This window comes from Klebsiella sp. 18074 (assembly GCF_902705905.1).
In the GTDB taxonomy this organism is placed as follows: domain Bacteria; phylum Pseudomonadota; class Gammaproteobacteria; order Enterobacterales; family Enterobacteriaceae; genus Klebsiella; species Klebsiella terrigena.
The window spans coordinates 86,817-111,741 of record NZ_CACSIS010000003.1 but is presented as its reverse complement, the minus strand read 5'-3'; the positions used below and the strand labels follow the sequence as shown (position 1 = coordinate 111,741).

The 24,925-nt window shown below is 54.2% G+C and carries 21 protein-coding genes; 12 read left to right on the top strand and 9 right to left on the bottom strand.

From position 1 onward, the window contains the following. Positions 1–19: 19 nt before the first annotated feature. The 4 genes from GVK32_RS03840 to GVK32_RS03825 all read left to right on the top strand — a co-directional run bounded on the left by GVK32_RS03840 (position 20) and on the right by GVK32_RS03825 (position 5,508). The gene (locus GVK32_RS03840) at positions 20–1,195 is read left to right on the top strand and encodes an oligogalacturonate lyase family protein (RefSeq protein WP_159865363.1); all 1,176 of its coding nucleotides are present in this window, start codon (positions 20–22) and stop codon (positions 1,193–1,195) included. Between the two features lie 532 nt (positions 1,196–1,727). Further along, a complete protein-coding gene (gene melR / locus GVK32_RS03835) occupies positions 1,728–2,681 on the top strand; it encodes a transcriptional regulator MelR (protein ID WP_159865360.1) in 954 nt (317 codons plus the stop codon). 140 nt (positions 2,682–2,821) lie between these two features. Then, positions 2,822–4,276: a Na+/H+ antiporter NhaC gene (gene nhaC / locus GVK32_RS03830; RefSeq protein WP_159865357.1), complete on the top strand. Its 1,455-nt coding sequence runs from the start codon at positions 2,822–2,824 to the stop codon at positions 4,274–4,276. A gap of 53 nt (positions 4,277–4,329) precedes the next feature. Beyond that, entirely contained in the window at positions 4,330–5,508 is a 1,179-nt protein-coding gene (locus GVK32_RS03825) for a MalY/PatB family protein (protein ID WP_159865354.1), read from the top strand. An 89-nt stretch (positions 5,509–5,597) separates the two neighbouring features. Here GVK32_RS03825 and GVK32_RS03820 read toward each other — a convergent pair whose 3' ends face one another. The 3 genes from GVK32_RS03820 to GVK32_RS03810 all read right to left on the bottom strand — a co-directional run bounded on the left by GVK32_RS03820 (position 5,598) and on the right by GVK32_RS03810 (position 9,878). Then, positions 5,598–6,941, bottom strand: a complete 1,344-nt coding sequence (locus GVK32_RS03820) for a carbohydrate porin (protein ID WP_159865351.1) — start codon at positions 6,939–6,941, stop codon at positions 5,598–5,600. Positions 6,942–7,184: 243 nt separating this feature from the next. Then, complete coding sequence (locus tag GVK32_RS03815; protein WP_159865348.1) at positions 7,185–8,618, bottom strand: glycoside hydrolase family 32 protein; 1,434 nt, start codon at positions 8,616–8,618, stop codon at positions 7,185–7,187. Positions 8,619–8,636: 18 nt separating this feature from the next. Further along, the gene (locus tag GVK32_RS03810; RefSeq protein WP_045857395.1) at positions 8,637–9,878 is read right to left on the bottom strand and encodes an MFS transporter; all 1,242 of its coding nucleotides are present in this window, start codon (positions 9,876–9,878) and stop codon (positions 8,637–8,639) included. 245 nt (positions 9,879–10,123) lie between these two features. Here GVK32_RS03810 and GVK32_RS03805 point away from each other — a divergent pair, with 245 nt between their 5' ends. Then, positions 10,124–11,119, top strand: coding sequence for a LacI family DNA-binding transcriptional regulator (locus GVK32_RS03805; RefSeq protein WP_159865345.1), 996 nt, complete (start codon positions 10,124–10,126; stop codon positions 11,117–11,119). Here GVK32_RS03805 and GVK32_RS03800 read toward each other — a convergent pair whose 3' ends face one another. Both GVK32_RS03800 and kduD read right to left on the bottom strand, forming a co-directional pair. Continuing rightward, positions 11,120–12,538, bottom strand: coding sequence for a sugar porter family MFS transporter (locus GVK32_RS03800; RefSeq protein WP_159865342.1), 1,419 nt, complete (start codon positions 12,536–12,538; stop codon positions 11,120–11,122). A 307-nt stretch (positions 12,539–12,845) separates the two neighbouring features. Then, positions 12,846–13,607 (bottom strand): 2-dehydro-3-deoxy-D-gluconate 5-dehydrogenase KduD, encoded by a 762-nt coding sequence (kduD, locus tag GVK32_RS03795; RefSeq protein WP_159865339.1) that lies wholly within the window; start codon positions 13,605–13,607, stop codon positions 12,846–12,848. A 547-nt stretch (positions 13,608–14,154) separates the two neighbouring features. Here kduD and GVK32_RS03790 point away from each other — a divergent pair. Further along, positions 14,155–15,330 carry an oligogalacturonate lyase family protein gene (locus GVK32_RS03790; RefSeq protein WP_159865336.1) on the top strand — a complete coding sequence of 392 codons (1,176 nt, stop codon included), beginning with the start codon at positions 14,155–14,157 and terminating at the stop codon, positions 15,328–15,330. Between the two features lie 207 nt (positions 15,331–15,537). Here the strand turns inward: GVK32_RS03790 and GVK32_RS03785 are convergent, their stop codons facing one another. From GVK32_RS03785 to GVK32_RS03775, 3 genes are all read right to left on the bottom strand, one after another. Next, positions 15,538–16,233: an oligogalacturonate-specific porin KdgM family protein gene (locus tag GVK32_RS03785; RefSeq protein ID WP_123708688.1), complete on the bottom strand. Its 696-nt coding sequence runs from the start codon at positions 16,231–16,233 to the stop codon at positions 15,538–15,540. 257 nt (positions 16,234–16,490) lie between these two features. Next, positions 16,491–17,669, bottom strand: a complete 1,179-nt coding sequence (locus GVK32_RS03780; protein WP_159865334.1) for an acetyl-CoA C-acetyltransferase — start codon at positions 17,667–17,669, stop codon at positions 16,491–16,493. A 116-nt stretch (positions 17,670–17,785) separates the two neighbouring features. After that, a complete protein-coding gene (locus GVK32_RS03775) occupies positions 17,786–18,655 on the bottom strand; it encodes a LysR family transcriptional regulator (RefSeq protein WP_159865331.1) in 870 nt (289 codons plus the stop codon). 140 nt (positions 18,656–18,795) lie between these two features. Here GVK32_RS03775 and GVK32_RS03770 point away from each other — a divergent pair, with 140 nt between their 5' ends. From GVK32_RS03770 to GVK32_RS03745, 6 genes are all read left to right on the top strand, one after another. Further along, complete coding sequence (locus tag GVK32_RS03770; RefSeq protein WP_123708690.1) at positions 18,796–19,257, top strand: multidrug/biocide efflux PACE transporter; 462 nt, start codon at positions 18,796–18,798, stop codon at positions 19,255–19,257. Positions 19,258–19,392: 135 nt separating this feature from the next. Continuing rightward, the gene (locus GVK32_RS03765; RefSeq protein ID WP_123708691.1) at positions 19,393–20,622 is read left to right on the top strand and encodes an amino acid permease; all 1,230 of its coding nucleotides are present in this window, start codon (positions 19,393–19,395) and stop codon (positions 20,620–20,622) included. Between the two features lie 116 nt (positions 20,623–20,738). Then, positions 20,739–21,605: an oxidoreductase gene (locus tag GVK32_RS03760; protein ID WP_159865328.1), complete on the top strand. Its 867-nt coding sequence runs from the start codon at positions 20,739–20,741 to the stop codon at positions 21,603–21,605. A gap of 404 nt (positions 21,606–22,009) precedes the next feature. Further along, a complete protein-coding gene (locus tag GVK32_RS03755; protein WP_159865325.1) occupies positions 22,010–22,714 on the top strand; it encodes a flagellar brake protein in 705 nt (234 codons plus the stop codon). Positions 22,715–22,718: 4 nt separating this feature from the next. Next, entirely contained in the window at positions 22,719–23,303 is a 585-nt protein-coding gene (locus tag GVK32_RS03750) for a LuxR C-terminal-related transcriptional regulator (RefSeq protein ID WP_200842826.1), read from the top strand. A 157-nt stretch (positions 23,304–23,460) separates the two neighbouring features. Beyond that, entirely contained in the window at positions 23,461–24,177 is a 717-nt protein-coding gene (locus tag GVK32_RS03745; RefSeq protein ID WP_159865319.1) for an EAL domain-containing protein, read from the top strand. Between the two features lie 89 nt (positions 24,178–24,266). On the opposite strand, the gene GVK32_RS03740 is transcribed toward GVK32_RS03745, so the two are convergent. Beyond that, a complete protein-coding gene (locus GVK32_RS03740) occupies positions 24,267–24,863 on the bottom strand; it encodes a fimbrial protein (RefSeq protein WP_227697810.1) in 597 nt (198 codons plus the stop codon). Positions 24,864–24,925: the final 62 nt, after the last annotated feature.

The following is a 24,925-nucleotide window of genomic DNA, read 5'->3' as shown; positions in this document are numbered from 1 at the left end:
TTTTCGCAAGGAGCCCATAATGAAAGGCAAAATCATCCCGCTTAACTTTCGTCATGAGCAGGAGGATGAAACCGGCCGCCGGGTGATCCGGATGACGCCACCGCACGTAATCTGTCACCGCAACTACTTCTATCAAAAATGCTTTACCCGCGACGGAAATAGGCTTATTTTCGGCGGCGCCTTTGAAGGCCACTGGAACTATTATTTACTGGATATCGCCGCACAGCAGGCGGTGCAGCTGACCGACGGCGCTGGCGATAACACCTTCGGCGGTTTTTTATCCGCTGACGATCGCGCGTTGTGGTATGTGAAAAACAACCAGCAGCTGCGCCGCGTGTGCCTGGAGACACGAGAAGAGCAGGTTGTGTATCAGGTAGACGATGAATGGGTCGCCTACGGTACCTGGGTGGCTAACAGCGACTGCAGCCAGCTGGCAGGCGTCGAAATCAAAAAAAGCGACTGGCAGCCGCTGACCGACTGGAGCAAATTCCGCGCCTTTTACTTTACCCAACCCGAGTGCCGGCTAATCAATATCGACCTGCACAGCGGCCAGCAGCGCGTAGTGCTGCAGGAAAAACGCTGGCTTGGCCATCCTCTCTATCGCCCGTTCGATGACGGTATCCTCGCCTTTTGCCATGAAGGCCCGCGTGACGCGATTGATGCCAGGATGTGGCTTATCAACGCCGACGGCAGCCATCTGCGCAAAGTCCGCCAGCACCAGCCCGGAGAGAGTTTTACCCACGAATTCTGGGTACCGGATGGCTCAGCGCTCTACTACGTCGCTCACCGGGACAACGACCCGCATCGATATCTTTTCCGCGCCGATCCGATAACGCTTGAAAACCGTCAGCTTATGGCCATCCCACCCTGCTCACACCTGATGAGTAACCATGACGGCTCGCTGGTGGTCGGCGATGGGGCGCCACATAGCGCCGGTGATGTCCAGCTCAACGATCCGTTTATCTGGGTATTCGATATTCGCTCTGGTGAACAAACGGCAATTTGCCGGCACGACTCAACCTGGAAAGTAATCGACGGCGAGCGCCAGGTGACGCATCCCCATCCGTCATTTTCCCCAGACAACCGCTGGGTGCTGTTTACCTCCGATAAAGACGGGATGCCGGCGCTGTACCTGGCCGAAGTCAGCGGCGCGTCGCCGCAAAAAGCGTCAGTCGTCGACAGGCATCACGCGTAGAGGCAAAGGGCGGCGGGTTAAAAACGCCCTCATTCGTCGTCCTGAACGAGCCAAACCACGCAGACCGTGGATGCCGGATGCTTTTCATCTATCTTAATTGCGCTTTCGCCTTTATCTCGCTATGCCGGTTCCCCCAACAAGCCCGGATATCTGGCGGGTTTGCTGCTTTCGAATCATGGCAAAGATCCAACGGATATCCGCCCTTATCACCGTAGGTTTTCCATTGCGCGGCATATCTGCCGCTCCGCCTTCGGCCAGCTCATTATGCTACGAATGCCCGTTATACGGGCCAACGCGCTCGCGGCAGGCCCGGGAAATCACGGTACCGCGGCTGCATCCCCTGCCGACGCCTCCCTGACGATTATGGTGAATTCCTCCCAAAAGCTCAGATTGGTTTTTAAGCAGCAAAAAAAATGATTTTCCGGGAATGAATTGTCGGAAATGTAGAGAAAACGAAGTTTTGTTTCGGGTAAGCTGTGAACATGCTTTGCCGTAGCGTACCAATCAGCCTAATGACTCAGGAAGCATTACTATGGTGGACACGACCATCCCGCGGCTACCGCACGATCCGCATATGTGCCGTAGTTACGATAAGCAAACGCGCAGCCCGCTTGCCCTCTATTCTGAGTCTCAGAAGATGGATATCGAGCTGCGGGCTCCGCTCGCGATGACCTACAGCCACTGGCACGGCCAGATAGAAGTGAACGTCCCCTTTGATGGTGATGTGGAATACCTGATCAACGATGAAGCTGTGCTCATAAAGCAGGGCTATATCACGCTGTTCTGGGCCTGTACGCCTCACCAGTTGACCAATCCGGGCCACTGCAAGCAGATGGCGATCTTCAATCTGCCGATGCATCTTTTCCTATCATGGCCGCTGGATCGCGATCTGATAAACCACGTAACGCATGGCATGGTGATCCAATCCCTGGCTGTTCAGCAGCTCAGTAGTTTTGAAGTCCAGCGCTGGCAGCATGAATTGCAGAGCAAAAATGCGCACATTCGCCAGCTCGCTATCAATGAAATCGCGCTGATGTTCAAACGTTTTAGTCTCTCAGGCTGGCATCCGGTATCCGTGAATAAAGCAGCACAGCCCCATAAAAATGGCACATCGCGACACGCTCAGTTTTATGTCAGCCAGATGCTGGAGTTTATCGCCACTAACAGCGATAGGCCGCTAACCGTGAATACCATTGCTGAGCATGTTAAATTAAATCCCAATTATGCAATGGGTATTTTTCAGAAAGCCATGCAGCTGACCATTAAGCAATATATTACGACATTACGCATTAATCATGTCCGGGCACTGCTGAGCGAAACCGACAAAACCATTCTGGATATCGCGATGCTTGCCGGATTTAACTCCAGCAGCCGTTTCTATAGTATTTTTAAAAAACATGTCGGAATGCCACCGATACAATACCGAAAACTGTGTCAGCAGCGTCACCATCATTTAGCTTACCCGATATCGCCGCATCTATTATAAAAACAGATAGCGTGGATTTACGTTTTTCTTATTAAAAATCCCCGAGGAGGATTTCGTACAAACACATCTTTTACTTCAAGACACAGATGGTCATTCTAAAATGACGCACACATTTGATTAATAAACAACTGGAAAAGAACATGAAATCAAATCACTGTAACCCTACAGACAGGCGCCAGCTTTCATTCTTCTGGTCGCTACTCCCCATGGTGATTATGCTTGGCGGAATCAGCATCGGATATTTTATATTTAATATTCGTGCGGAGCCTATGATTATTATGGGAACGGCTACGGCCTCGTTCATTGCAATAGCGCACGGGTATACATGGGATGACATTTTAAAATCTATCTGCAATAAAATCGCTGAGGCTTTACCGGTCATTTTGATTGTGGCAAGCATCGGCTTTCTAATCGGCTCATGGATGATCTCGGGGACCATCCCGATGATGATTTACTATGGCCTGAAGGTTATTAACCCGCAGTATTTCTATATCTCGGCATTCTTTCTGGGCGCCCTGATTTCCGTCTGTACCGGTACCTCCTGGGGTTCTATTGGTACTATCGGAATCGCTATGATCGGTGTGGCTATTGGGCTTAATATACCGTTACCGATTGCCGCTGGCGCTATCGTATCGGGATGCTGGTTTGGCGACAAATTGTCTCCCGTTTCAGATTCAACCAATATGGCGGCGCTGGCTGCCGGAGTGAATTTATATTCTCATATAGGGCATCTGCTGTGGACCACTGGACCGGGATTCCTCGTGTGCTGCATTATTTATTCCTATCTGGGAATGAATATTGATGTCTCCGCCAGTCCCCCTGATTCAATTACCGCCCTGATGACGTCAATTGCTAAGATATACAACTTTAATCTTCTCCTTCTTCTGCCACCGGCAATTGTGCTGTACGGCTCGCTGGCAAAAAAACCGCCAATACCGATGCTGTTTCTGTCGACCCTGATCTCGGTGATCCTGGCCATTGTATTTCAGATATTCTCCCCCTCCTCGGTGGGCGAAGCGGTGGTGAGCGGGTTTAAGTTAACCATGGCGGAAGGTGTTGATGTATCGACACTCTCTTCAGATCTACCTCGCCTGCTGGAGCGCGGCGGCGCAATCTCGATGTTCAGCAGTTTTGTCACTGTCTTTAGCGCCTTTAGTTTTGCCGGAGCAATGAGCGCAACGGGTTCGCTGCATACGGTTATTCGGGCGCTGACCAAAGGCGTACAGTCAACCTTCAGGCTCGTATTCATTACTATCGTGAGCGCGATGACGATTTGCGCCTGTACCGCCAACGGCATGCTGCCCTTGCTACTGTGCGGGGATGCGTTTAAGGATGAATACAAAAGAAGAGGACTGGCGGCAAAAAATCTGTCGCGTACAACGGAAGATGCAGGAACGGTTGTTGAACCGATTATTCCGTGGTCCGCTTCCGGTGTCTACTGTGCGACCATGCTCGGCGTAGCGACCCTGGATTATCTTCCATGGGCTATTTTATGCTACAGCGGCGTCATTTTTGCATTGTTATGGGCCGCCACCGGAATTGGCATTGCCCAATATGACCCAAATGACGATCCTGAACATGTGATGGAACACTAAGTTATATTTAGTACTTCATTAATTTGAAAAAATTCGTTGTGTATGGAGTGATAATGTCTTTGTTTGATAATGTTGTGACACGAAACCCCTGCTGCCGTAAATATGGTCAGCGGCAGAAAATGTTTGGCACCGATGATATACTTCCGATGTGGATTGCTGATATGGACTTTAAAACTCCGGACCCTATCCTGAATAACCTTATCTCGGTCGCGACCCAACCTGTTCAGGGATATAATATGGACTTCCCGGGTTGGAAAAAATCGGTTGTTGAGTGGTATCGCAAGCAGTATGGCACGCCTCTTCGGGAAGAGTGGATCCATTTTATCCCGGGAGTAATAAAAACCGTGGTCTTTACCATACTGGCGCTGAGCGAACCCGGGGACAGTATTCTGACATGTACTCCGATATACGATCCTTATCGAAACCTTGTCCCTGGCTGTGGCCGGAAATTAATCCAGTCACGTCTGCTTGAAAAAAACGGCAGCTATGAATTTGACTGGCATGACTTCAGAAAAAAATTGAAAGTATCCAGAATGTTTCTGTTGGTATCCCCTCACAACCCTGGTGGGGTGGTATGGGATCGGCACACCCTTACAAAAATAAAGCGTTATTGTCATGAAGAAGGCGTTGTTGTTGTATCAGATGAAGTGCATTGCGATCTGACGTTAGACGGAAAATATCATCTTCCTTTTTTTGCACTCAATGATACTACAGACAGTCAATCCATTGTCTTAACGTCGATTGGCAAGGCGTTTAATGCCCCCGGCGTTCAGGGCGGCATCATGATCGTTAAAGATAATCGGCTGCGGGACACCCTGTTCGGCTTCCTGGATAATTGCCATCTTGCAGAGACAAACTATCCACAGCAAGCCGCAATTTATTCAGCCTACACGGAGTGCGGCGGCTGGTATCAGCAGTTGCTTTCGTATTTATCTGCAAATGTCCACTATGCCAAAGAGGAAATAGAACGTAGCTGCCCGAACATTTCGGTCATCTACGGCGGTGCGTCCTATCTTCTTTTTCTCAATGCTGAAAAGATGGGACTGAGCGATGAGGACCTGGCTTCTTTTTTCATCAATGATGCCAGGTTAGGACTCTCTCCGGGTACGCAGTATGGTATCGGTGGCGAGGGGCATATGCGGTTAAATGTCGGATGCCCCCGCGCTGTACTGACTGAAGCCATGGAAAGACTTAAAGCCGCCTATTCACGTCATTATAGTGAGTCAAAATGAAGACGCGGTGCGGTCGCTGAGCCTTCGCGCCGCGGCCCGGCCCGGCAGCACTTCTCCGGGCCACGCGCGCGGGTCTTGCTGCCATATAATCAGAAGAAGTATTTGAAGCGCACGCGAGCGCCGTAGCGTTCGTCCGACCCCGCGCTTTTCTCCGCCGACGAATCCAGCCACGAGGCGTAGGCGCCGAGGTAAATGTTAAAATTCGCCATATCCATGATATTCGGCAGCAGCCACGAGGCGTGCAGCGTGTGGATGTCATAGCGCCCCGGGGCGAGTACGGCGCACTCGTTGTCGCATTCTGCGCTCACGCCCGCCAGATTAAACTGGTCGATTTTGTTATGCGCATAGATGTAGCCCAGCTCCACGCGATGCCATAGCGCGTTGATGCCGGCGCTGAAGTCCTGCTCATCCGTGGCGTCGAGATAGGCGGTACTCAGATTCACTACCGTGCCATCTTCAGCATCGGCCTTCAGCGTGTTCCAGCTCATGGTCATGCCGTAGCCGGTACGGCTCGACTGGTCGACCCAGCGGCCGCGTGCGTCCTGATAGCCGTAGGCGTTATTGACGAGGTTACTCTCCATCGCCGCCGCCACCGACCACGCGCCGGATTGCCACGCCACTACCGGACGCACGTAGGCGACGTTTTTCTGGTTATCCAGCGCGTTGCCGTGATAGTTGCGATCGACGAAGAGCGTGCTGCCGTCCTCCACCAGCGTATTCACCTCGAAGTACCAGCTGTCGAGGGTTTTACTCAGCAGGAAGTTGCCGCCGCTGCTGCTGCGTCCGCGCCCCTCTTTCATCATATAGATATAGCCGTAGCCGTCGCTGTAAAGATCGTTCGCCGTATTGCCGGAATATTCAATAAAGGTATCCTGATTTAGCGGGAACATATCGTAGGCTTCAAAGCGCCCAATTTTAATTTTCCAGTCATCCTGCTGGCCAAAGAAAAAGGCCGCATCATCCAGATTCATCTTGCCATTAATATCCGCCAGCGGCTGCACGCTGAAGCCGGCATATTTGCCATCGGCCCCTTTCCGCAGGCCATCAAAACCGAGAAGAATGCGTCCGTTAATATCCCAACGCTCTTTTTTCCCCGGCGCCCAGCTTTTATTCGCAGTGGTTCTCACCGAGGTCAGGTTACCGGTACGGCTGGCGCCGTCCATATTAAACTCAACGTCGCCATAAAACTTTAATTCGCCATAATCATTGACCTGCAGCGCGGGTTTGGCCGCCGCGTTGCTGGCCGCTACCGCCGGCTTCTCCTGATGCTTTAGCGCCCGAATCTCCGCCTCGGCGCTGGTTGCTCGCTGCTCGGTCTCCTGCAACCGCTGCTCCATTTGCGCCAGCCGTTCTTCGAGTGTTAATGGTGCCTGCGCATTAGCCAGAGGAGTAAATAAAGACGACAGAAAGCACCCGACCCAGATTTTATTCATCGGTAAACCCTTTTATTATTTAATTAAATGAAATCTTTATTTATACCCTAAATAATTCGAGCGGCGGCAAGAGAGCAAGTCCCCAGTCGCTTACTGAAGTAAGTGACTGGGGTGAAAGTGCAGCCAACGCATATGCAGCCTGAAGTATGACGGGTATACAGGTAAAGCACGACGATGATGACAATAATAACCCGCCCATCGTCGCAGACGGGTTATTAACGACATAATAAAACAGTAACGATATTATTCGAGCTGCCAGGCCCCGGCCTCAGATAAGCTCGCCGATCCGCTCCACGCAAATAAGGTTAATTCACGACGGGCAGCATCCGGGTAAATACGGCTGCTGAGACAGGCTTCGCCCTCGTTAACGAAGACCTCTACGGAAGAGCTGTCGAAGAATATCCGTAGACTGAGCGGTGCCCCGGCGGTTAACGGCACGCTGCGCACGCCGCACAGGCCATGCTGCGGATAGTGACGTTCCAGCACCAGGCGCTGCATCTGCGCATCAACGTAGACGCGCAGGCCGTCGCCGAAGCTGAGGCCGTATTGCTCAGCGCTGCAGCTGGCGCTGTCCCAGTGCAGAATAACCTCCATCGCCTCACAGTTTTCCACCAGCATGGTCTGCTGGTTTTTCAAGGTACTTACCGGCCACGGGAACCACGCTCCGCGCAGGCTTTCGACCTCTTTCGCCGGGCGCATCTGCAGCCGGCTGTCGGCGCTCAGGCTCAGCTCGCGCGGCAGCGAGAGCATCCCCGCCCATCCGTCCTGCTGCTCCGGCAGCGGCGACTCCCACATATCCAACCAGCCGATAACGATCCGCCGACCGTCCGGCGTCAGGAAGCTCTGTGGCGCATAAAAATCATGCCCGCTGTCCATCTCCACAAACTCGCCTTCACGCACAAAGGTGCCGCCCGGCTGCCAGTCGCCGAGCAGGTAGCCGCTCTGGAACAGGTTGCGATTCTGATAGCCCTGCGCCGCCATTCCCTGCGGAGAAAACATCAGCACGCGCCTGTCGTTGAGGGCAAAAAAGTCCGGGCACTCCCACATGTAGCCCATCTCTTTTTCCGCCTCATCAAGCACGCCCGCGTCCTGCCACTGGCGCAGATCGGCCGAACGGTAGAGGCGCACCTGGCCGACATCGCCGAGGCGCGCGCCGACAATCATGTACCAGCTATCTCCCTCACGCCACACCTTAGGATCGCGGAAATGGTGCAGCCCAGGCGGGGTATCGAGAACGATCCCCTGGCGCTCAAAGTGGATGCCGTCGCGGCTGGTCGCCAGGCACTGCACCTGATACAAGTTGGCCTCATCGTTCGGGTCACCGTGAAATTTATGCCCGGTATAAATCAGCGCCAGCGTATCGCCGTCGACCACCGCGGAGCCGGAGAAGCAGCCGTCTTTATCCTCCGGGCCTTCCGGCGCCAGCGCCACCGGCAGATGCTCCCAGTGCACCAAATCTTTACTGCGCGCATGACCCCAGTGCATCGGCCCCCACTGCGTCGAGTAGGGATGGTGCTGGTAAAAGGCGTGATACCAGCCGTCGAACCACACCAGGCCGTTAGGATCGTTGATCCAGCCCGCACGGGCGGCAAGATGGTAGCGCGGGTACCAGCGCAGGTTCAGCGCATCGCTTTTCGCCTGCAGTTCCTGTTCGGCGTTGCTAATTGAGTAGGTCATAGTCTTCACTCTTTTCATTCAAATAACGGAGGGTTGCGGCATCAGCGGGTCAGATGGTGACTTAGCCGAGCGCAGCAAGAAGATGGAGATAAAGGTGGTGAAGAACACCAGCAGGCCCATAATCAAATAGGACCGGGCAAAGCCGTATATCTCGTAGCTATAGCCCGCCAGCGGCGACAGCACGGTAGCAATAACCGAACTGGTACAGGCAAAGCCCACCAGATAGAGCGTCGATGAGAGGCGCTTATCAAAGTTTAAGCTGTTGTATTTAAAGATAGATACCAGCAGGATCGGCAGTTCCACCGCGTGCAGCAGCTTGGTGATAGAGATGAGCAGTGGCCCCTCCACCAGCCCAGAAGCCACCATCCGCAGCGCCATCACCATGCCGGCGAAAATCAGGCCATTTTTAGCGCCAATGCGGTTAACCAGCCAGGGCGCGCAGAACATCCCCGCCGCCTCAAGAAACACCTGGAAAGAGTTCAGGTAGCCGTACATGGCGTTGCCCTCCTGCAGCGTGGCGAACTGCGAGGAGAAGTAGACCGGGAACTGCTGGTCGTAGACGCCGTAAATACAGGTGCCGACGACGAAAAACACCAGCGCCCAGAAGCGGCGGAGGGTGAGCAGACGCAGCGCGTCCTCCAGCGTCACCTTGCCGCCCGCCACCGCTTCTTCCATCGCCTGCGGCGCAGAGGAGACCCGCAGCCGCGCCAGCAGGACGAAGAATACCAGGCCAGAGCAGCTGGCGACGGCAAAGTTCAGTTTCGGGTTGATGTTAAACAGCAGGCCGGCAAAAAAGGTCGCCACCGCCCAGCCCAGCGATCCCCACATCCGCGCCTTGCCGAACTCAAACTGGCTCTGCCGCGCCACGCGCTCGGTGTAGGACTCCAGCACGCCGATGCCGCCGTTGAAGGTCAGGCCGATGTAGATCCCGCCAAAAATACTGCCGAGAAAAATGTTAATGCCCAGCAGGTAGCCAAACAGCAGATAGGCCGGCCCGGAGAGGATCAGCAGCGCGGTGATATACCAGAGCAGGTTTTTACGCAGGCCGAGCTTATCCTGAATAAAGCCGTAGCAAATTTGGGCAAACAGCGCTGAAACAGAGAGAACCGCGTAGATGATGCCGGTATCCCCCGCCTTCAGGCCGACCTCCTGATGGAGCCAGATAGAGAGCAAAGAGCCGGACGAAGACCAGGTCACGAAAAAGAAGAACAATAAGGCGCTGAGTATCGGATAGCTGTGAGAGTGATGTGCTTTCATCATGACGTTCTCTGTTGGAGTAATGCGCAGATGGTAACGTTAACAAAACTCAAAACTCATGCTCTTTTGCTGAGATACATGATGTTAATCACACAAGTTAACGTTAACATAATAGAGATGCGATCGCGATCAAATATTCCTCGCCATCGCTGCGGCGCATCCTGCGATAGAATATCGCGCATGATCCTTTTACATCAGCGACTTAGTTATATAGCCTGTTGCCTGGCGACAGCGTTGGAGTAGTCAATATGGCATCTTTGAAAGATGTGGCAAAACTGGCAAATGTCTCTTTGATGACGGTCTCACGGGCGCTGAATAGCCCGGAGCGCTTGAAACCGGAGACTCTGGCTCGCGTTCAGGCCGCCATTGAACAGACCAACTACGTCCCCGATCTCTCCGCCAAAAAAATACGTGGCGCCCACGCCACGCCAAACACCATCGGGGTTTTGGCGCTGGATACCGTCACCACCCCCTTCTCGGTGGAAATTACGCTCTCAATCGAAGAAACCGCGCGGGCGCACGGCTGGAACAGCTTCGTGGTCAACATGTTTTCCGACGATAGCCCGGACACCATCGTCGATCTGCTGCTCTCCCACCGGCCGGACGGGATTATCTACACCACCATGGGGCTGCGCCAGGTGCCGCTCCCGGCCAAACTGCTGACCCTCCCCTGCGTGCTGGCCAACTGCGAAAGCCTGCACGACCCGGTGGCCAGCTATATTCCGGACGACGAGCAGGGTCAGTATGCGGCGGTGCAGGCCCTGCTGGCGGCGGGCTATCGCCGTCCGCTGTGCCTGCATCTGCCGGCGAAGCATCTGGCGACCGTGCGCCGACGCCAGGGGCTGGAGCGCGCCTGTCGCGAAGCGGGTCTCGATCCGCATACGCTCGAACACGGCTACATGGAGTATGGTGATGAGCACTATCGCGACATCCCGGCGATGCTGCTGACAAACATTCGCGCGGGTAAGCCGCAGTTCGATGCGGTGATTTGCGGTAACGATCGCATCGCTTTTATGGTCTATCAGACGCTGCTGGCGCAGGGTCTGCGCATCCCGCAGGACGTGGCGGTGGTCGGTTACGATAATATGGTCGGCATTGGCGATCTGTTTTTACCGCCGCTCTCAACGGTGCAGCTTCCGCATTATGAAATAGGGCGCCTGAGCGCCCTGCATATTATTAACGGCGACAGCCATCGGGATACGGTGCGGGTTGCCAGCCCCTGGCTGCCGAGGGAGTCGCTGTAATCAGTTACCAATATCGCGCAGTTTCTTGCCGGACATCAGGTTGCGCTCGATGTGCTCAAGGGTGATGTTTTTGGTTTCCGGGATCAGCCAGAAGGTCACCCCGATAAAGGCGACGTTGAGCACGGTATAGAGCCAGAAGGTGCCGGCGGCGCCAATCGTGTCGAGCAGCGTCAGGAAGGTGGCGCCGATAATCATATTCGACACCCAGTTGGTGGTGGTGGAGCAGGTGATGCCGAAGTCGCGGCACTTCAGCGGCTGAATTTCCGAGCACAGGATCCACACCACCGGGGCGGCGCTCATGGCGTAGCCGGCAATACACATCATGGTCATGCCGACGGAAAGCCAGGATAAGCCGCTGGAGGCGGTGCCGTTATCAAACTGCATCAGGCAGTAGCCGAGCACCAGCGTGCCCAGCGCCATCACGCTAAAGCCAATTTTCAGCGCCGGTTTACGCCCGGCTTTGTCCACGGTGAACACCGCAATAAAGGTGGCAAACATAAAGGTCAGGCCGACGACGAGGGTCGCCATCATCTGCTGCTCGGTGGTGGTGAAGCCCGCCATTTTAAAAATACGCGGCGCGTAGTACATGATGATATTCATCCCGGTGAACTGCTGCATCGCCTGCAGCAGCATGCCGAGGAACACCGCCCGACGGACGTTGCGGTTGATCTTAAACAGCGCCCAGCCGCCCTGCTTGAGCTTCAGGCTTTCGCGAATTTCATTGAGCTCATCCCGGGCTTTCTCCGAGGTATCGCGCAGCATGCGCAGCACCTCTTCCGCCTCGACGTGGCGCCCCTTCTCCGCCAGCCAGCGCGGGCTGTTGGGCAGGAATACCACCAGCACAATCAACAGGACCGCAGGCAGCGCCAGCACTCCCAGCATGGCGCGCCAGTTGCCGCTGTAGCTAAACGCCGTATCGGATAGAAAGGCCATCACGATGCCCAGCGTCACCATCAGCTGATACATGCTTATCATCTTCCCGCGGACGTTTTCACTCGCCATTTCAGAGAGATAAAGCGGTGCGGTATAGGAGGCGATCCCGACGGCAACGCCGAGGAGAACCCTCGCCAGCAGCAGGACCTCGACGCTGTCGGCAAAGGCGGAGCCGATGGATCCGGCAACAAAGAGTATCGCCCCGACCATCAGGCTGTATTTACGCCCGAGGCGGAAAGAGAGCCAGCCGTTGAACAACGCGCCGACGGCAGCGCCCAGCATCATGCTGCTGACCACCCACTCCTGCTGGCGGCTGGATAAGGCAAAATGATCGGTAATAAAGGGCAACGCCCCGGCAATCACCCCGATATCGAGGCCAAACAGGAGTCCGGCCACCGCGGCGGCAATGGAGACAAACTGGTTCATGCGCCGGGTATCGCGCTGCGTACGCGGCATTAACGTAGAGTCATTATTAATTGAGGTCATTTTTCCCTGCCAGAACATAGTAAGACGTGATGAGAAAGTACGGGATCGGCGGGGTAATGTGTCAGGGTGGAGATGCCAAAGATATGGACTAATTAGCTACTAGCTATCGTTTTGTGATGGACATTCAACTTTCATAACGGCGCGAAAATTTATCGACATCATAGAAAAATTCAATAATCATGCGATTTATCGTCACTCTATAACTAATTAATATGGATTATTTTCATTTATCAATATGGACAATTAATGTTCACATATAAAAAAACCTGCCGTCTGTGGCAGGTTTTTATTCGGAAAAGCGGGAAGATTAGCGCGCCAGCCAGCCGCCATCCACCGCCACGGTATAGCCGTTGATGTAGTCAGACGCGCTGGAGGAGAGGAACACCACCGGCCCCATCAAATCGCTCGGCAAACCCCAGCGGCCCGCCGGAATACGCTCAAGAATTTCGGCACTGCGCTGCTCGTCGGCGCGCAGCTGCTGGGTATTGTTGGTCGCCATGTAGCCCGGTGCGATAGCGTTAACGTTGATGTTGTGCTGCGCCCACTCGTTCGCCAGCAGGCGGGTCACGCCCATCACGCCGCTTTTTGAGGCGGTGTAGGAAGGCACGCGAATACCGCCCTGGAAAGAGAGCATGGAGGCGATGTTGATGATTTTGCCGCCGCTGCCCTGGGCAATGAAGTGCTTCGCTGCCGCCTGAGACATAAAGAACACGCTCTTGATGTTCAGATCCATCACGTCATCCCAGTCCTTTTCGCTGAACTCAAGGGCATCCTGACGGCGGATCAGGCCAGCGTTGTTGACCAGAATATCGATATGGCCAAATTCAGCGACGGCGCGCTCCAGCAGCTGCGGGATCCCCTCAATCTGGCGCAGGTCGGCGGTCAGGCTCAGAAAACGACGGCCCAGTGCGGTGACGCGCTCAATCGTCTCCGTTGGCTCAACAATATTGATACCGACAATATCGCAGCCCGCTTCCGCCAGCCCTACCGCCATGCCCTGGCCCAGCCCGGTGTCACATCCGGTCACAACGGCCACTTTACCCTGGAGAGAGAATGTATCGAGTATCATACCTGGTTCCTTTATCTTTCAGATAGCCCGTACTACACAGGCGAGGTTCTATAGGTTCGACCGGCTGCTTGCGCTGGCCATTATGGTTAGAAGAACTCTCTGGGGCTGGCCCATCATAAAAATAAAACAGAGTTCCGTTTTGCAAGTGGACCCATCTTATCTCCGGGCAAGGTCATTTTCAATTATTATTAAAACATCGTTTCAATTTTTAGAGTGGCAAATGTTAAAAATGCAAATCAGATCACGAAGCGCTGACCCGACCTGAAACAATAAAGAATGAAATTCATTTAAATACAAAGCATTATAGAAACTTAGAAAATCATCATCAGATCGCAGAAAGTCGGCATAAAAACAAAGTTTCCTCTTCATACCGCTGCCTGTAGGCAAAAAACGTGCGATCCAGAGCAGGAAGTTATTGCGAACTGCGCTCGGCATCACAAATAATGAAACGATGTTTTGATAAATTAACACCTATCTTTTAAATCAAAATCATCTGCTAATACGTCCCTCAGGGAGGCGGCAGCGCAGGAAGGAAAAGGAGCACATCATGGCTAAAGGCATGCGGGTAAAACTCAACTATGAAGTCAGCCGCGATCCCGATACCGGGGCAGAGATCACCCGCTTAACCCCTCCGGAAGTGACCTGCCATCGTAACTATTTCTATCAGAAATGCTTTTTCAACGACGGTAGCCACCTGCTGTTCGCCGGTGAATTCGACGGGCACTGGAACTACTACCTGCTGGATATCGCCGCAGCCGAAGCCGTCCAGCTCACCGAAGGGGCCGGCGACAACACCTTCGGCGGATTCCTCTCGCCGGACGATACTTCCCTCTATTACGTTAAAAATGACCGCACGCTGCTGGAAGTTAACCTCACCACCCTGCAGGAGCGCGAAGTCTATCGCGTCGCCGACGAGTGGGTGGGCTACGGAACCTGGGTCGCCAACAGCGACTGCAGCAAGCTGGTCGGCATTGAGATCGCCAAAAGCGACTGGACGCCGCTCAACGACTGGCAGACCTTCCACGACTTCTTCCATAAGGGCCCGCACTGCCGCCTGCTGGGCGTCGATTTGCAAACCGGTGAAAGCCGCACCATCCATGAAGAGAAAAACTGGCTGGGGCATCCCATTTATCGGCCGTTTGATGACAACACCGTCGCCTTCTGCCACGAAGGCCCGCACGATCTGGTTGATGCCCGCATGTGGATGGTGAATGAAGACGGCAGCAGCGTACGTAAAGTCAAAGAGCATGCCGAGGGCGAAAGCTGCACCCACGAGTTCTGGGTGCCGGACGGCTCGGCGCTGATGTACGTCTCCTACCTGAAGGGCCAGCAGGGACGCACCGTTTACCGCTTTAATCCGGATAGCGGCGTGAACGAAGCGCTGATGCAGATGCCCGCCTGTTCGCATCTGATGAGTAATTTTGACGGCACGCTGCTGGTGGGCGACGGTTCCGGTACCCCGGTAGACGTGAAGGATACCAGCGGCTATACCATCGATAACGACCCCTATCTGTACGTTTTCGACGTGGCGAAGCGGGCCTTCTTCCGCGTTGCGCGTCACGATACGTCGTGGGCAACCATCGCCAACAGCCGCCAGGTGACCCATCCGCACCCCTCCTTTACGCCGGACGATAGCGCGATCCTGTTTAGCTCCGATAAGGACGGTAAACCGGCTATCTATATCGCGAAGCTCCCCGAGCAGCGCGAGATGCTGCAGGCATAACCTGTTGTAACCTGAGTTTGATTGAGTACTTCTGTAACTGGCCTTGCCCTCCTTAATGGAGGGCTTTTTTTGGCCTGCAGCCGGCCGCAGATCGATCAAGCGGCCGCCCGCGTGAGCTGGCATTAATCATTAATAGAGGTTCACGGCGAGGGAACGGCAAAACCCCGGCTAACTGCGCCGGGGTCAACAATTAGGCAGGGTTTGATATCAGAAGGTGTACGCCACGCCTACGCGGAAGCGGGTCTGGCGGTCGCTGCGGTCGTTGACGCCAACGTTACCCACCTCGCCGTAGGGCGCCCAGTTTTTATCCAGCTTATAGGCCAGCTTAACGTTATATTCCTGGGAGTAAGGTTTATTGTCATTACGGTTTACGCCTTCGCTGCTGCGGGCATAAACGTAGTTCAGCTCGGTACGCCAGTCGCCCAGCACGAAGCCTGCCCACGCATCGCCGCGGTTAACTTTATCGTCCTCTTTGCCCGCGCTTGCCGGATAGCGGGTGTAGTCGTAACGGTAGCGGGCGGCAACGTAGAAACCGTTATCGAAGCTGTACTGCACGCGCAGGTTCGGCTTATAGATTGAGCGGCTGTCGTTACTTTCAATATTGAAGCCCGGGGTGACGGAGAAATTCTTGTTCGCCTTCCACTGCCAGCTAATGGTTTCTTCATGCCCGTTGCCAACGAAGTCTGAATAAGGCTGATCGGTGTTATCCCCTCCTGACTTCCACTTTGCCTCAACGGAGAAACCAAAGCCGTTGGCGAACCGGTGCGACACGGAGACGCGGTCGGCGTTGGTTTTATCGGTTTTACCGCCGTCGATGAATTCATGACGCAAATCCACCGTTACGGCTGAAGCAGAAAAAGACGCGGCGCAGAGAGCAGCAAGGGCCAGAGATCGTGCAAACATAGGGTACCCCTCAAAATTAAAATTATGTTTCTATTTTATGAAACTGCATTTTATTTTTTAAGGGATGTTGTTTTAGTGATCAAGATCGTAATTATTTGTTTCAAAAAACATGGCACATGAAGACGTGACAAAGCTCAACAAATAAGGCGGCTATTGGCCCTTTTTGCTGAGAACTATCGCGGAAATAGTGCTTAGCGCCGATAAAAAAGCCCCCTGATGGCAGGAGGCTAAGAAGGGAAAACGCTTTTTGGGGGCCGCTACGCTCGCTCCACCGCCAGCGCGACGCCCTGGCCGCCACCGATGCACAGCGTGGCCAGCCCTTTACGAGCGTCCCGCTTGATCATCTCGTGGACCAGCGAAACTAAAATGCGGCAGCCGGAAGCGCCGATCGGGTGGCCGAGGGCAATAGCGCCGCCGTTGACGTTCACCCGCCGCTCGTCCCACTCCAGCACCCTGCCCACCGAAATCGCCTGCGCGGCAAACGCCTCGTTGGCTTCAATAAGGTCCACCTCGTCCAGCCGCCAGCCCGCTCTTTCCAGACAGCGGCGGGTCGCATGTACCGGCGCAATTCCCATTAGCGCCGGATCAACGCCAACGCTTGCGAACGCGCGGATCCGCGCGAGGATCGGCAGGCCAAGCTCCAGCGCCTTCACCTCGCTCATCATCATCACCGCCGCCGCACCGTCATTAATGGTTGAGGCATTGCCCGCGGTCACCGAACCCTGGAGGTCGAAGGTCGGCAGCAGACAGGCCAGGCCTTCCGCGCTGGCATCCACCCGCGGCTGCTCATCGGTATCCACCCGCCGCGGCGCGCCGTTCTGCTCGGTCATTACCGGGACAATCTCGTCGCAAAAGCGGCCGGAGTCGATCGCCCGCCGCGCCTTGTGCTGCGAGCTCAGCGCCCAGGCGTCCTGCAGCTCGCGGCTGATGCCGTACTCCCGCGCCAGGTTTTCCGCCGTCACGCCCATATGGTAATCATTGAACGCGTCCCACAGGCCGTCGTGAACCAGGCTGTCGATCAGCTGGCTGTTTCCCAGCTGCGCCCCGGTGCGGCTGTCGGTCAACACGTGCGGCGCGCGGCTCATATTCTCCTGGCCACCGGCAATCACCACGTCCGCCTCGCCGCACTGAATGGCCTGCGTAGCGAGATGCAGCGCCTTCAGCCCGGAACCGCAAACGTCGTTAATGGTGATTGCCGAAACGGTGTTCGGCAGCCCGCCGCGGATCGCCGACTGGCGCGCAGGGTTCTGCCCGGTACCGGCGGTTAAAACCTGCCCGAGGATCACTTCATCAATAGTGTGGGGATCGATTCCGGCGCGTTCGACCAAAGCCTTAACCACCAGACTCCCCAGCTCCACCGCCGAGTGGCGCGATAGCGCCCCCTGGAAGCAGCCAATAGGCGTCCGCAGCGCGCCGACGATCACGACATCTTTCATCCTCTACCTCTGCCTGCCTCTGTGCAAAGAAACAACAACATAGTAGAGAATTGTTATCAAAAAATTTCGCAAATGTTTAAAAAAAGTGAGGTAAATCACAAAGATTTGCGGCGATTTTACTGCCCCTGGCGCTGCAAATGCTGGCGCAGCCAGCTCCCTGCCTCTCCCGGCGGCGCCCGCTTATTCCATAATAAATCTACGGATATCATCCGCGGCCAGCCCGCAATATCGAGCGGCACCAGCGTTCCGACGCCGGCAAACTCCTCAACCAGCGCGCAGGGCAAAATGCACCAGCCCAGCCCCTGCACCGCCATGCTGAGCAGCAGCAGATAGTTGGGCGCCGACCACACCTGCCCCTGAGCAGGATCGGTCCTGCTTTCCAGATAGGTGCTCAGCCGCAGCTCGCGCCAGCTGTGCAGCTCATCCCAGACGACCCTCTCCTGCGCCGCCAGCGGGTGCCGGGGCGCCACGTAAATCGCCATCGCGGTCTGTAGCGGCAGGCGCGTACAGCCTATTTCCGGAGGATAGCTATCCCTGGCCTCAACCAGTCCCACCTGCGCGCGCTCCTTTTGCAGCAGGTCGACAACATCTTCATCCTCGCCGATCAGGCACTCAAATTCGGTATGCGGGAAACGGCGGTCGAACTGCTCCAGCAGATCTTCAAGGACATCGGGATGCAGCGTATCGGAGAGCACAAACGTGAGCCGGGCCTCCGTTTCGCCGGAGAGAGAAATAGCCAGCTCATCGAGCCGTTCGCTTGCCGCCAGAATTGCCTTCACGTAGCCCAGCACCTGCTCGCCCTGCAGCGTCAGCACCGGCTGGCGGGCGGTACGATCGAACAGCGTCACCCCGAGGTCGGCTTCGAGGTTTGAGATAGCGGTGCTGACGGTGGACTGGCTTTTGCGCAGGCGGCGCGCGGCGGCAGAAAACGAGCCGCAGGCCACGGCTTCGACAAACGCGGTGAGAGCTTCGGGAGAATAGCGCATGAACTATCTACTTTATCGATGGATTCTATCTTTTGTTTATCACATTTATCCATAAAATGCGGAGTAATTTCTTATAACGCGTTCAGCCTGCATCGCTAATAAACGGCTGTGAACGGCGGCTTTACCCGGAGGTAAACACCATGCAACAGAGCAACCTGCAGCGTAAGTCGCTGACGGAACGTATTATCCACGCGGTCAGCTTTGAGGGCCTCGCCACGCTGATCCTCGCCCCCACCGCAGCCTGGCTGATGCAGCGCTCGGTGGTCGAAATGGGCGGTCTGAGCATTCTGCTCGCCACCCTGGCGATGGTCTGGAACCTGATTTATAACGCGCTCTTTGACCGTATCTGGCCGGTTTCCCGGGTGATCAGAACCCTGAAGGTTCGCGCCCTGCACGCCATCGGTTTTGAGAGCGGATTTATCATTATCGGCGTCACCGCCGTCGCGCTGCTCCTCGGCGTCTCGCTGATGCAGGCGTTTATGCTGGAAATCGGCTTTATGCTGTTCTTCCTGCCCTACACCATGCTGTTCAACTGGGTCTGGGACACGCTGCGCGTGCGTGTACTGAGATACCGTCAAACGCAGATCCCTACGCGTAGCTAAACGCAGGCGGATCGCCGGGGCAGTGCCCGGCGATCCTCGCTGCTGCCCGCCATCTAAAACTATCGCCACGACCAAAACGCAGATGTGGTAAATTACACTCCTTTTTTTTGGTTTTACGGTTGATAAATTCACATAATGTCTAAAATTTGGTCTAAAGAAGAAACTCTCTGGAGTTTTGCCTTATATGGCACTGCCGTAGGCGCTGGCACTCTGTTTTTGCCGATCCAGCTAGGGTCCGCCGGCGCCGTTGTTCTGCTCATCACCGCGCTGGTCGCCTGGCCGTTAACCTACTGGCCTCACAGGGCGCTGAGCCAGTTTATCCTCTCCGCTAAGGTTGCGCCCGGCGCTGGCATCACCGGTGCGGTCAACCACTATTACGGCAAGAAGGTCGGGAATCTGATCACCGGGCTCTACTTCCTCGCCTTTTTCGTGGTGGTCCTGATTTACGCCGTGGCGATCACCAACTCCCTCGCCGAACAGCTGGCGCGACATATGCCGATCACCGCCGGCGTCCGCGCGCTGCTCAGCCTCGCCGTGGTCCTTGTGCTGAACCTGATCTTCCTGATGGGTCGTCACATCACCATTAAGGTGATGGGTTTTCTGGTGTTCCCGCTGATCGCCTGCTTCCTGTTCCTCTCTATCTACCTGATTGGCGACTGGCAGCCCGAGCACCTCACCAGCCAGATGCAGCTGAACTCGCATACGCTCCACCAGGTGTGGATCTCAATCCCCGTGATGGTTTTCGCTTTTAGCCATACGCCGATTATTTCAACTTTTGCTATCGACCAGCAGGAGAAATACGGCGAGCAGGCGATGGGTAAATGCAAAAAAATCATGAAAGTGGCCTACACCATCATCTGCGCCAGCGTGCTGTTTTTTGTCGTTAGCTGCCTGCTGGCGATACCCGCTACCTATATTGAAAGCGCACGTAATGAAGGCGTCACCATCCTCTCCGCGCTGTCGATGATGCCCGGCTCCCCGGCCTGGCTGGCGGTAACCGGGATCGTCGTGGCGGTGGTGGCGATGTCAAAATCCTTCCTCGGGACCTACTTCGGGGTGATTGAGGGCGCCAGCGAAATCGTGAAGACCTCGCTGGGGCAGATGGGAATTCGCAAAAGCCGCGCCTTTAACCGCGCGATGTCGATCCTGCTGGTCTCGGCGCTGACCTTCGCGGTGTGCTTTATTAACCCCAACGCCATCTCGATGATATACGCCATCAGCGGACCGCTGATCGCCATGATCCTGTTCATCATGCCGACCCTATCGACGTACATCATCCCCACCCTCAAGCCGTACCGATCGCCGGGTAATTTCATCACCCTGGTCGTCGGCCTGCTGTGCGTGTCGGTGATGTTCTTTAGCTAATCTTCCCCTGCGGCAACGGCCACCGCCGTTGCCGCACGTTCTGCTAATATTCCCGCCGCTGCAAATCCCCTGACCGGTTTACACTTAGAGCTTACTCATTATCAGGGGGAGTTCCCATGTCCAACGTACGGCAATCCGGAACAGGTATCTTAGGCGACCGTCAGGTTTATCGCCTGGGATACGGGGCAATGCAGCTGGCAGGCCCCGGCGTATTCGGCCCGCCAGCCGATCCTGAAAACGCCATTCGCGTACTGCAGGCGGCGGTGGATGCGGGGGTCAACCATATCGATACCTCGGATTTTTACGGTCCGCACGTCACCAACCAGCTGATCCGCAGGGCGCTGCATCCTTATTCTGACGATCTCTGTATCGTGACTAAAGTCAGCGCCCGCCGCGATGAAAAAGGGAACTGGCTCCCGGCTATGTCGCCGGCGGAGTTGACCCAGGCGGTTGAGGATAATCTGCGCAACCTTAATCTCGACGTGCTGGAGGTCGTCAATCTGCGCAGCATGCTGAGCCCCCACGGCCCGGCCGAAGGGTCGCTGGAAGGCCCGCTGACGACGCTGCTCGAACTAAAGGAGCGAGGGCTAATCCGCCACATTGGGCTCAGTAACGTCACCGCCACGCAGGTCGCTGACGCGCAAAAGATGACGCCAGTTGTCTGCGTGCAAAATCAATATAATGTCGCCAATCGCCAGGACGACGAACTCATTGACGCGCTGGCCGCGCAGAATATTGCCTACGTTCCCTTCTTCCCGCTTGGGGGCTTTACGCCGCTTCAGGCGCAGGAGCTGAACGATATCGCCGCCGAACTTGCGGCGACGCCAATGCAGGTCGCCCTCGCCTGGCTGCTGCAGCGTTCAGCCAATATCCTGCTTATCCCCGGTACCTCATCGCTCCAGCATCTTGAAGAAAACCTTGCCGCCGCCACCTTAACCCTCTCCGCCGCTGCGCTCAGCATCTTAGATAACCTCAAAGTCTGAGCCGTTCCCTCTCTCCCCGTCGCGTCTAAGCGCATGGCGACAGGGGGGATTCTGCCACTAATATTTGCCTGGAATTAACTCAACGCTGCTGGCACTATAGATCCCACAAATGGGTATTTGCCCCAGCAGTCTTTTCGCAAGTAACCCTATACAAAGCATCATTTTATACTATTTAGACCGGCCTCCTTATTGGAGGCCGCGGTCGTTTGTATCTATCTTCTTTTTTTGAACTCTTGATTACAGGAAAAACAACTGCCAATTCGACGTTTATACAAATCAATTTAGCCAAAAAGATAGCTAATAACATCAAACGCTCATTAAAACATCTGATTAATACAATCAGAATGTTGTCATTGCTATAAAAAAATCCACACAAACAATATAAAAATTAACAAGGACTTCACATGACAGAGGGAACAATAAAGACCAGTAAGTATGAGATCATTGCTATTTTCAGGGAGGAACTCAGAAAGCAGTCTGAGATAGAGATTTTCTATAATAACAAAAACTTCATTACGCAGCTGGCGCGTGTTGATTTTTCAGAATTTCACATCGTCACTCACAGCAGGATCCCTCCGGGGCACAAGTTCAAATTTGTTCTGCATAGCGATTCAGGGAAGATAGAGTTCTGTTCAACGCTGAAGAAACATTCGGGGAGCGGCACCGCTAAAAGTAATAAAATCTCATTTACCTTGCCTGAATGTATTCAGGTGGTCCAAAGGCGGCGCGATCCGCGGTTTCGGCTACAGCATAAGCATGATTTTTTTTGTCATGGCCGGCATAAGAATGGTGAGAATTACACGTTTGAAATTAAAGACATTTCAGATGGTGGCTGCGCGCTGATGGCCAAAAACCCGAATCTTAAATTTCTCACCCACAATTCAATCCTCAAAAATTCGATTCTTTCAGCCGCCGAATATGGGGAAATCACCGTCGATCTGGTGGTTAAAAACGTCGTGTTGGTGACCCTCGATGAGGATGACGAACAGGGGGAAAGCTATCATCAGGTTTCTTGTCAATTTAAGTTCCGGCATCACGATGATAAGAGAAAAATTGAGAAAATGATGCTTGATTTGATTCTGGAAGCGAAAAGAAAAAAGAGAGTCTGAGCCCTTGGAGAGTATATTGCTATACACCGATGATAACCTCATTGGTCAATCAATACAGCGGTACATGATTGATAACGATAAAAATATTACCGTCTTAAGCTATCAGAATATCATGCAAGGGAAGGCGCTCCCTCAGGCTAAAATCGTTATTTTCAACGTCATTCATAAGGATATTTCTGCTGCTGACACGGTGCATCTACTTAACAAACTGCGCTTCTGCCTGGCGCGCTGCGTCCGGCTGGTGCTGATCGTCAGGAGCGACATCGCCGGGCTGTGTCGGGAGCTGATTTCCCTGGAGAATTTGATAATTTTAACTGAAAAATCATCGCTTAGCGATTTCTCCGACATCACAAAAGTGCCGACATCCGCCGCGGATTACCGGTTTCTGTTAACCCAAAAAAAGCTCTCGGTCAGAGAGATTCAGGTGCTTGAGCTGATTATGGCCAGCTATAACAACAAGCGAATCGCCGCGGTGCTTAACATTGACCATAAAACGGTACACAGCCATCGAATTCACATCATGAAGAAGCTTGGCATGGGCAGTTCGCGGATTATGAATAAAAAAATAGTCAACATGTATCAGTGCTAGAGGCTTTTTTACTTCGTTCTGAAAAAAAGCGAGTGACCAATCAAAATACTGTCATCAATTGGTCACTTGTTTTTAATAAAAATTCACAACGGCATGAAGGTCACTTATAATAATTATACCTTGCAGCGTACGCTTGCTAAATTTCCGACACGAGAAAATGAACGCTAATATATTTTCAGATCACAATTTATCACGTGGCGATATCTCTGTTCGTTATGTTTTTCAGAAAATGTTCTCGCCGCAGGGCCAGCTGGTTGCCGTTGAATGCCTGAGCCGCTTCGATCATATTCCCGTGGCGCCCGAATTTTTCTTCCGCCATGCCAACAAAGCGCTGCGTGAAAGTATTTTCATGGAGCAACTGACGCTGATTGAAAAGCATAAGGCGTGGTTTATTAGAAATAATATCTCTGCCACCATCAACGTTGACGACCATATTCTCAGCATTATACGCCAGCCGCAGATCGAAGCCTATATCGAGCGCCTCGGCTGTGTGCATTTTGAAGTGACGGAAAATTCCAATAACCTGCTTAATAATGCACTTAGCGCCTGGCAAAGTACGCAAACCAGCACCCTCTGGCTGGATGATTTCGGCGCCGGCTATGCGGGCATTAACGCCATTCGCGGATATCATTTCGATTATGTAAAAATTGATAAAAACTTTTTCTGGCACTTAATGCAAAAAGAGTCCGGGCGTCCGCTAATGGATGCGCTGGTAACATTCCTTTCCCATAATAACCATAACGTTATTATCGAAGGCGTTGAGAGCGAGGCGCATAAAAAGTGGTTGCAGGGAATGTCGTGGTTCGCCATTCAGGGCCACTACTGGAAAGAAGTCAGCATTGAACAACTGGTCGAAGAAGATAAAGTGATTTAAAAAATGCCGGGCACGCCGGCATTTTTTTCGTTTTCACAAGGTCATCAATCTGGCGAAAAGTGCGCTTTTGCTGCCTGCCGCGCAGGTCCTTAATTATATACCAGCTCCCAGGTTGCCCAGCTGGTCATCGGGCCGGAGGTGGCTTTTTCCGGCGCCGGCGAGACGTAGCCGATATAATAGGTAAATACGCCGCCATCTACCGCTTTTTCTTGAATCTGCACCCGGTTTTGCAGCGGGTCTGCCGGGACAATTTTATTGCTCTTATCCAGCGTATTGTTGTCATTGGTCGACAGCGCCAGATAGATATTACGCGCGCCGTCCGGCAGCGTATTCGCCAGATAGCCCGCATTTTCATTGTTGACGGTATTGACCATAAACCCGTCTATCCAGCGAACGTTCACCGAGCGGACTTCGCTTTGATCCGCCGCGCCGCCGTCATGGCGCAGCTGGCAGTTCGACAGCTCCAGGGTAAAGGGCTGCGCTTTCATAAAGGCCCCGGCCCCGCGATCGTGCACCTCCGCCAGGCTCACCGGCGCCAGCCAGACGCTGCCGCTACCGGCATTATGGCCGCCGTTAAGCGCCACGCTGCAGGAGATATCCGTTACCCGGCCGGCAAAATCCACGCGCCCGTTATCGTAGTTGGTCATAAAACCCGCGGCAGAAGAGGCAACAAGGAGGCCGCTCATCGCCAGCAGGCCGGCAAGTCGTTTGCCGCCGTTCTTATATCCATTTTCCTTCATACCCGCCT

Coding starts and splice junctions, on each gene's coding strand:
- GVK32_RS03840 (WP_159865363.1), top strand. CDS start 20: ATGAAAGGCAAAATCATCCCGCTTAACTTTCGTCATGAGCAGGAGGAT.
- melR (WP_159865360.1), top strand. CDS start 1,728: ATGGTGGACACGACCATCCCGCGGCTACCGCACGATCCGCATATGTGC.
- nhaC (WP_159865357.1), top strand. CDS start 2,822: ATGAAATCAAATCACTGTAACCCTACAGACAGGCGCCAGCTTTCATTC.
- GVK32_RS03825 (WP_159865354.1), top strand. CDS start 4,330: ATGTCTTTGTTTGATAATGTTGTGACACGAAACCCCTGCTGCCGTAAA.
- GVK32_RS03820 (WP_159865351.1), bottom strand. CDS start 6,941: ATGAATAAAATCTGGGTCGGGTGCTTTCTGTCGTCTTTATTTACTCCT.
- GVK32_RS03815 (WP_159865348.1), bottom strand. CDS start 8,618: ATGACCTACTCAATTAGCAACGCCGAACAGGAACTGCAGGCGAAAAGC.
- GVK32_RS03810 (WP_045857395.1), bottom strand. CDS start 9,878: ATGATGAAAGCACATCACTCTCACAGCTATCCGATACTCAGCGCCTTA.
- GVK32_RS03805 (WP_159865345.1), top strand. CDS start 10,124: ATGGCATCTTTGAAAGATGTGGCAAAACTGGCAAATGTCTCTTTGATG.
- GVK32_RS03800 (WP_159865342.1), bottom strand. CDS start 12,538: ATGACCTCAATTAATAATGACTCTACGTTAATGCCGCGTACGCAGCGC.
- kduD (WP_159865339.1), bottom strand. CDS start 13,607: ATGATACTCGATACATTCTCTCTCCAGGGTAAAGTGGCCGTTGTGACC.
- GVK32_RS03790 (WP_159865336.1), top strand. CDS start 14,155: ATGGCTAAAGGCATGCGGGTAAAACTCAACTATGAAGTCAGCCGCGAT.
- GVK32_RS03785 (WP_123708688.1), bottom strand. CDS start 16,233: ATGTTTGCACGATCTCTGGCCCTTGCTGCTCTCTGCGCCGCGTCTTTT.
- GVK32_RS03780 (WP_159865334.1), bottom strand. CDS start 17,669: ATGAAAGATGTCGTGATCGTCGGCGCGCTGCGGACGCCTATTGGCTGC.
- GVK32_RS03775 (WP_159865331.1), bottom strand. CDS start 18,655: ATGCGCTATTCTCCCGAAGCTCTCACCGCGTTTGTCGAAGCCGTGGCC.
- GVK32_RS03770 (WP_123708690.1), top strand. CDS start 18,796: ATGCAACAGAGCAACCTGCAGCGTAAGTCGCTGACGGAACGTATTATC.
- GVK32_RS03765 (WP_123708691.1), top strand. CDS start 19,393: ATGTCTAAAATTTGGTCTAAAGAAGAAACTCTCTGGAGTTTTGCCTTA.
- GVK32_RS03760 (WP_159865328.1), top strand. CDS start 20,739: ATGTCCAACGTACGGCAATCCGGAACAGGTATCTTAGGCGACCGTCAG.
- GVK32_RS03755 (WP_159865325.1), top strand. CDS start 22,010: ATGACAGAGGGAACAATAAAGACCAGTAAGTATGAGATCATTGCTATT.
- GVK32_RS03745 (WP_159865319.1), top strand. CDS start 23,461: ATGAACGCTAATATATTTTCAGATCACAATTTATCACGTGGCGATATC.
- GVK32_RS03740 (WP_227697810.1), bottom strand. CDS start 24,863: ATGAGCGGCCTCCTTGTTGCCTCTTCTGCCGCGGGTTTTATGACCAAC.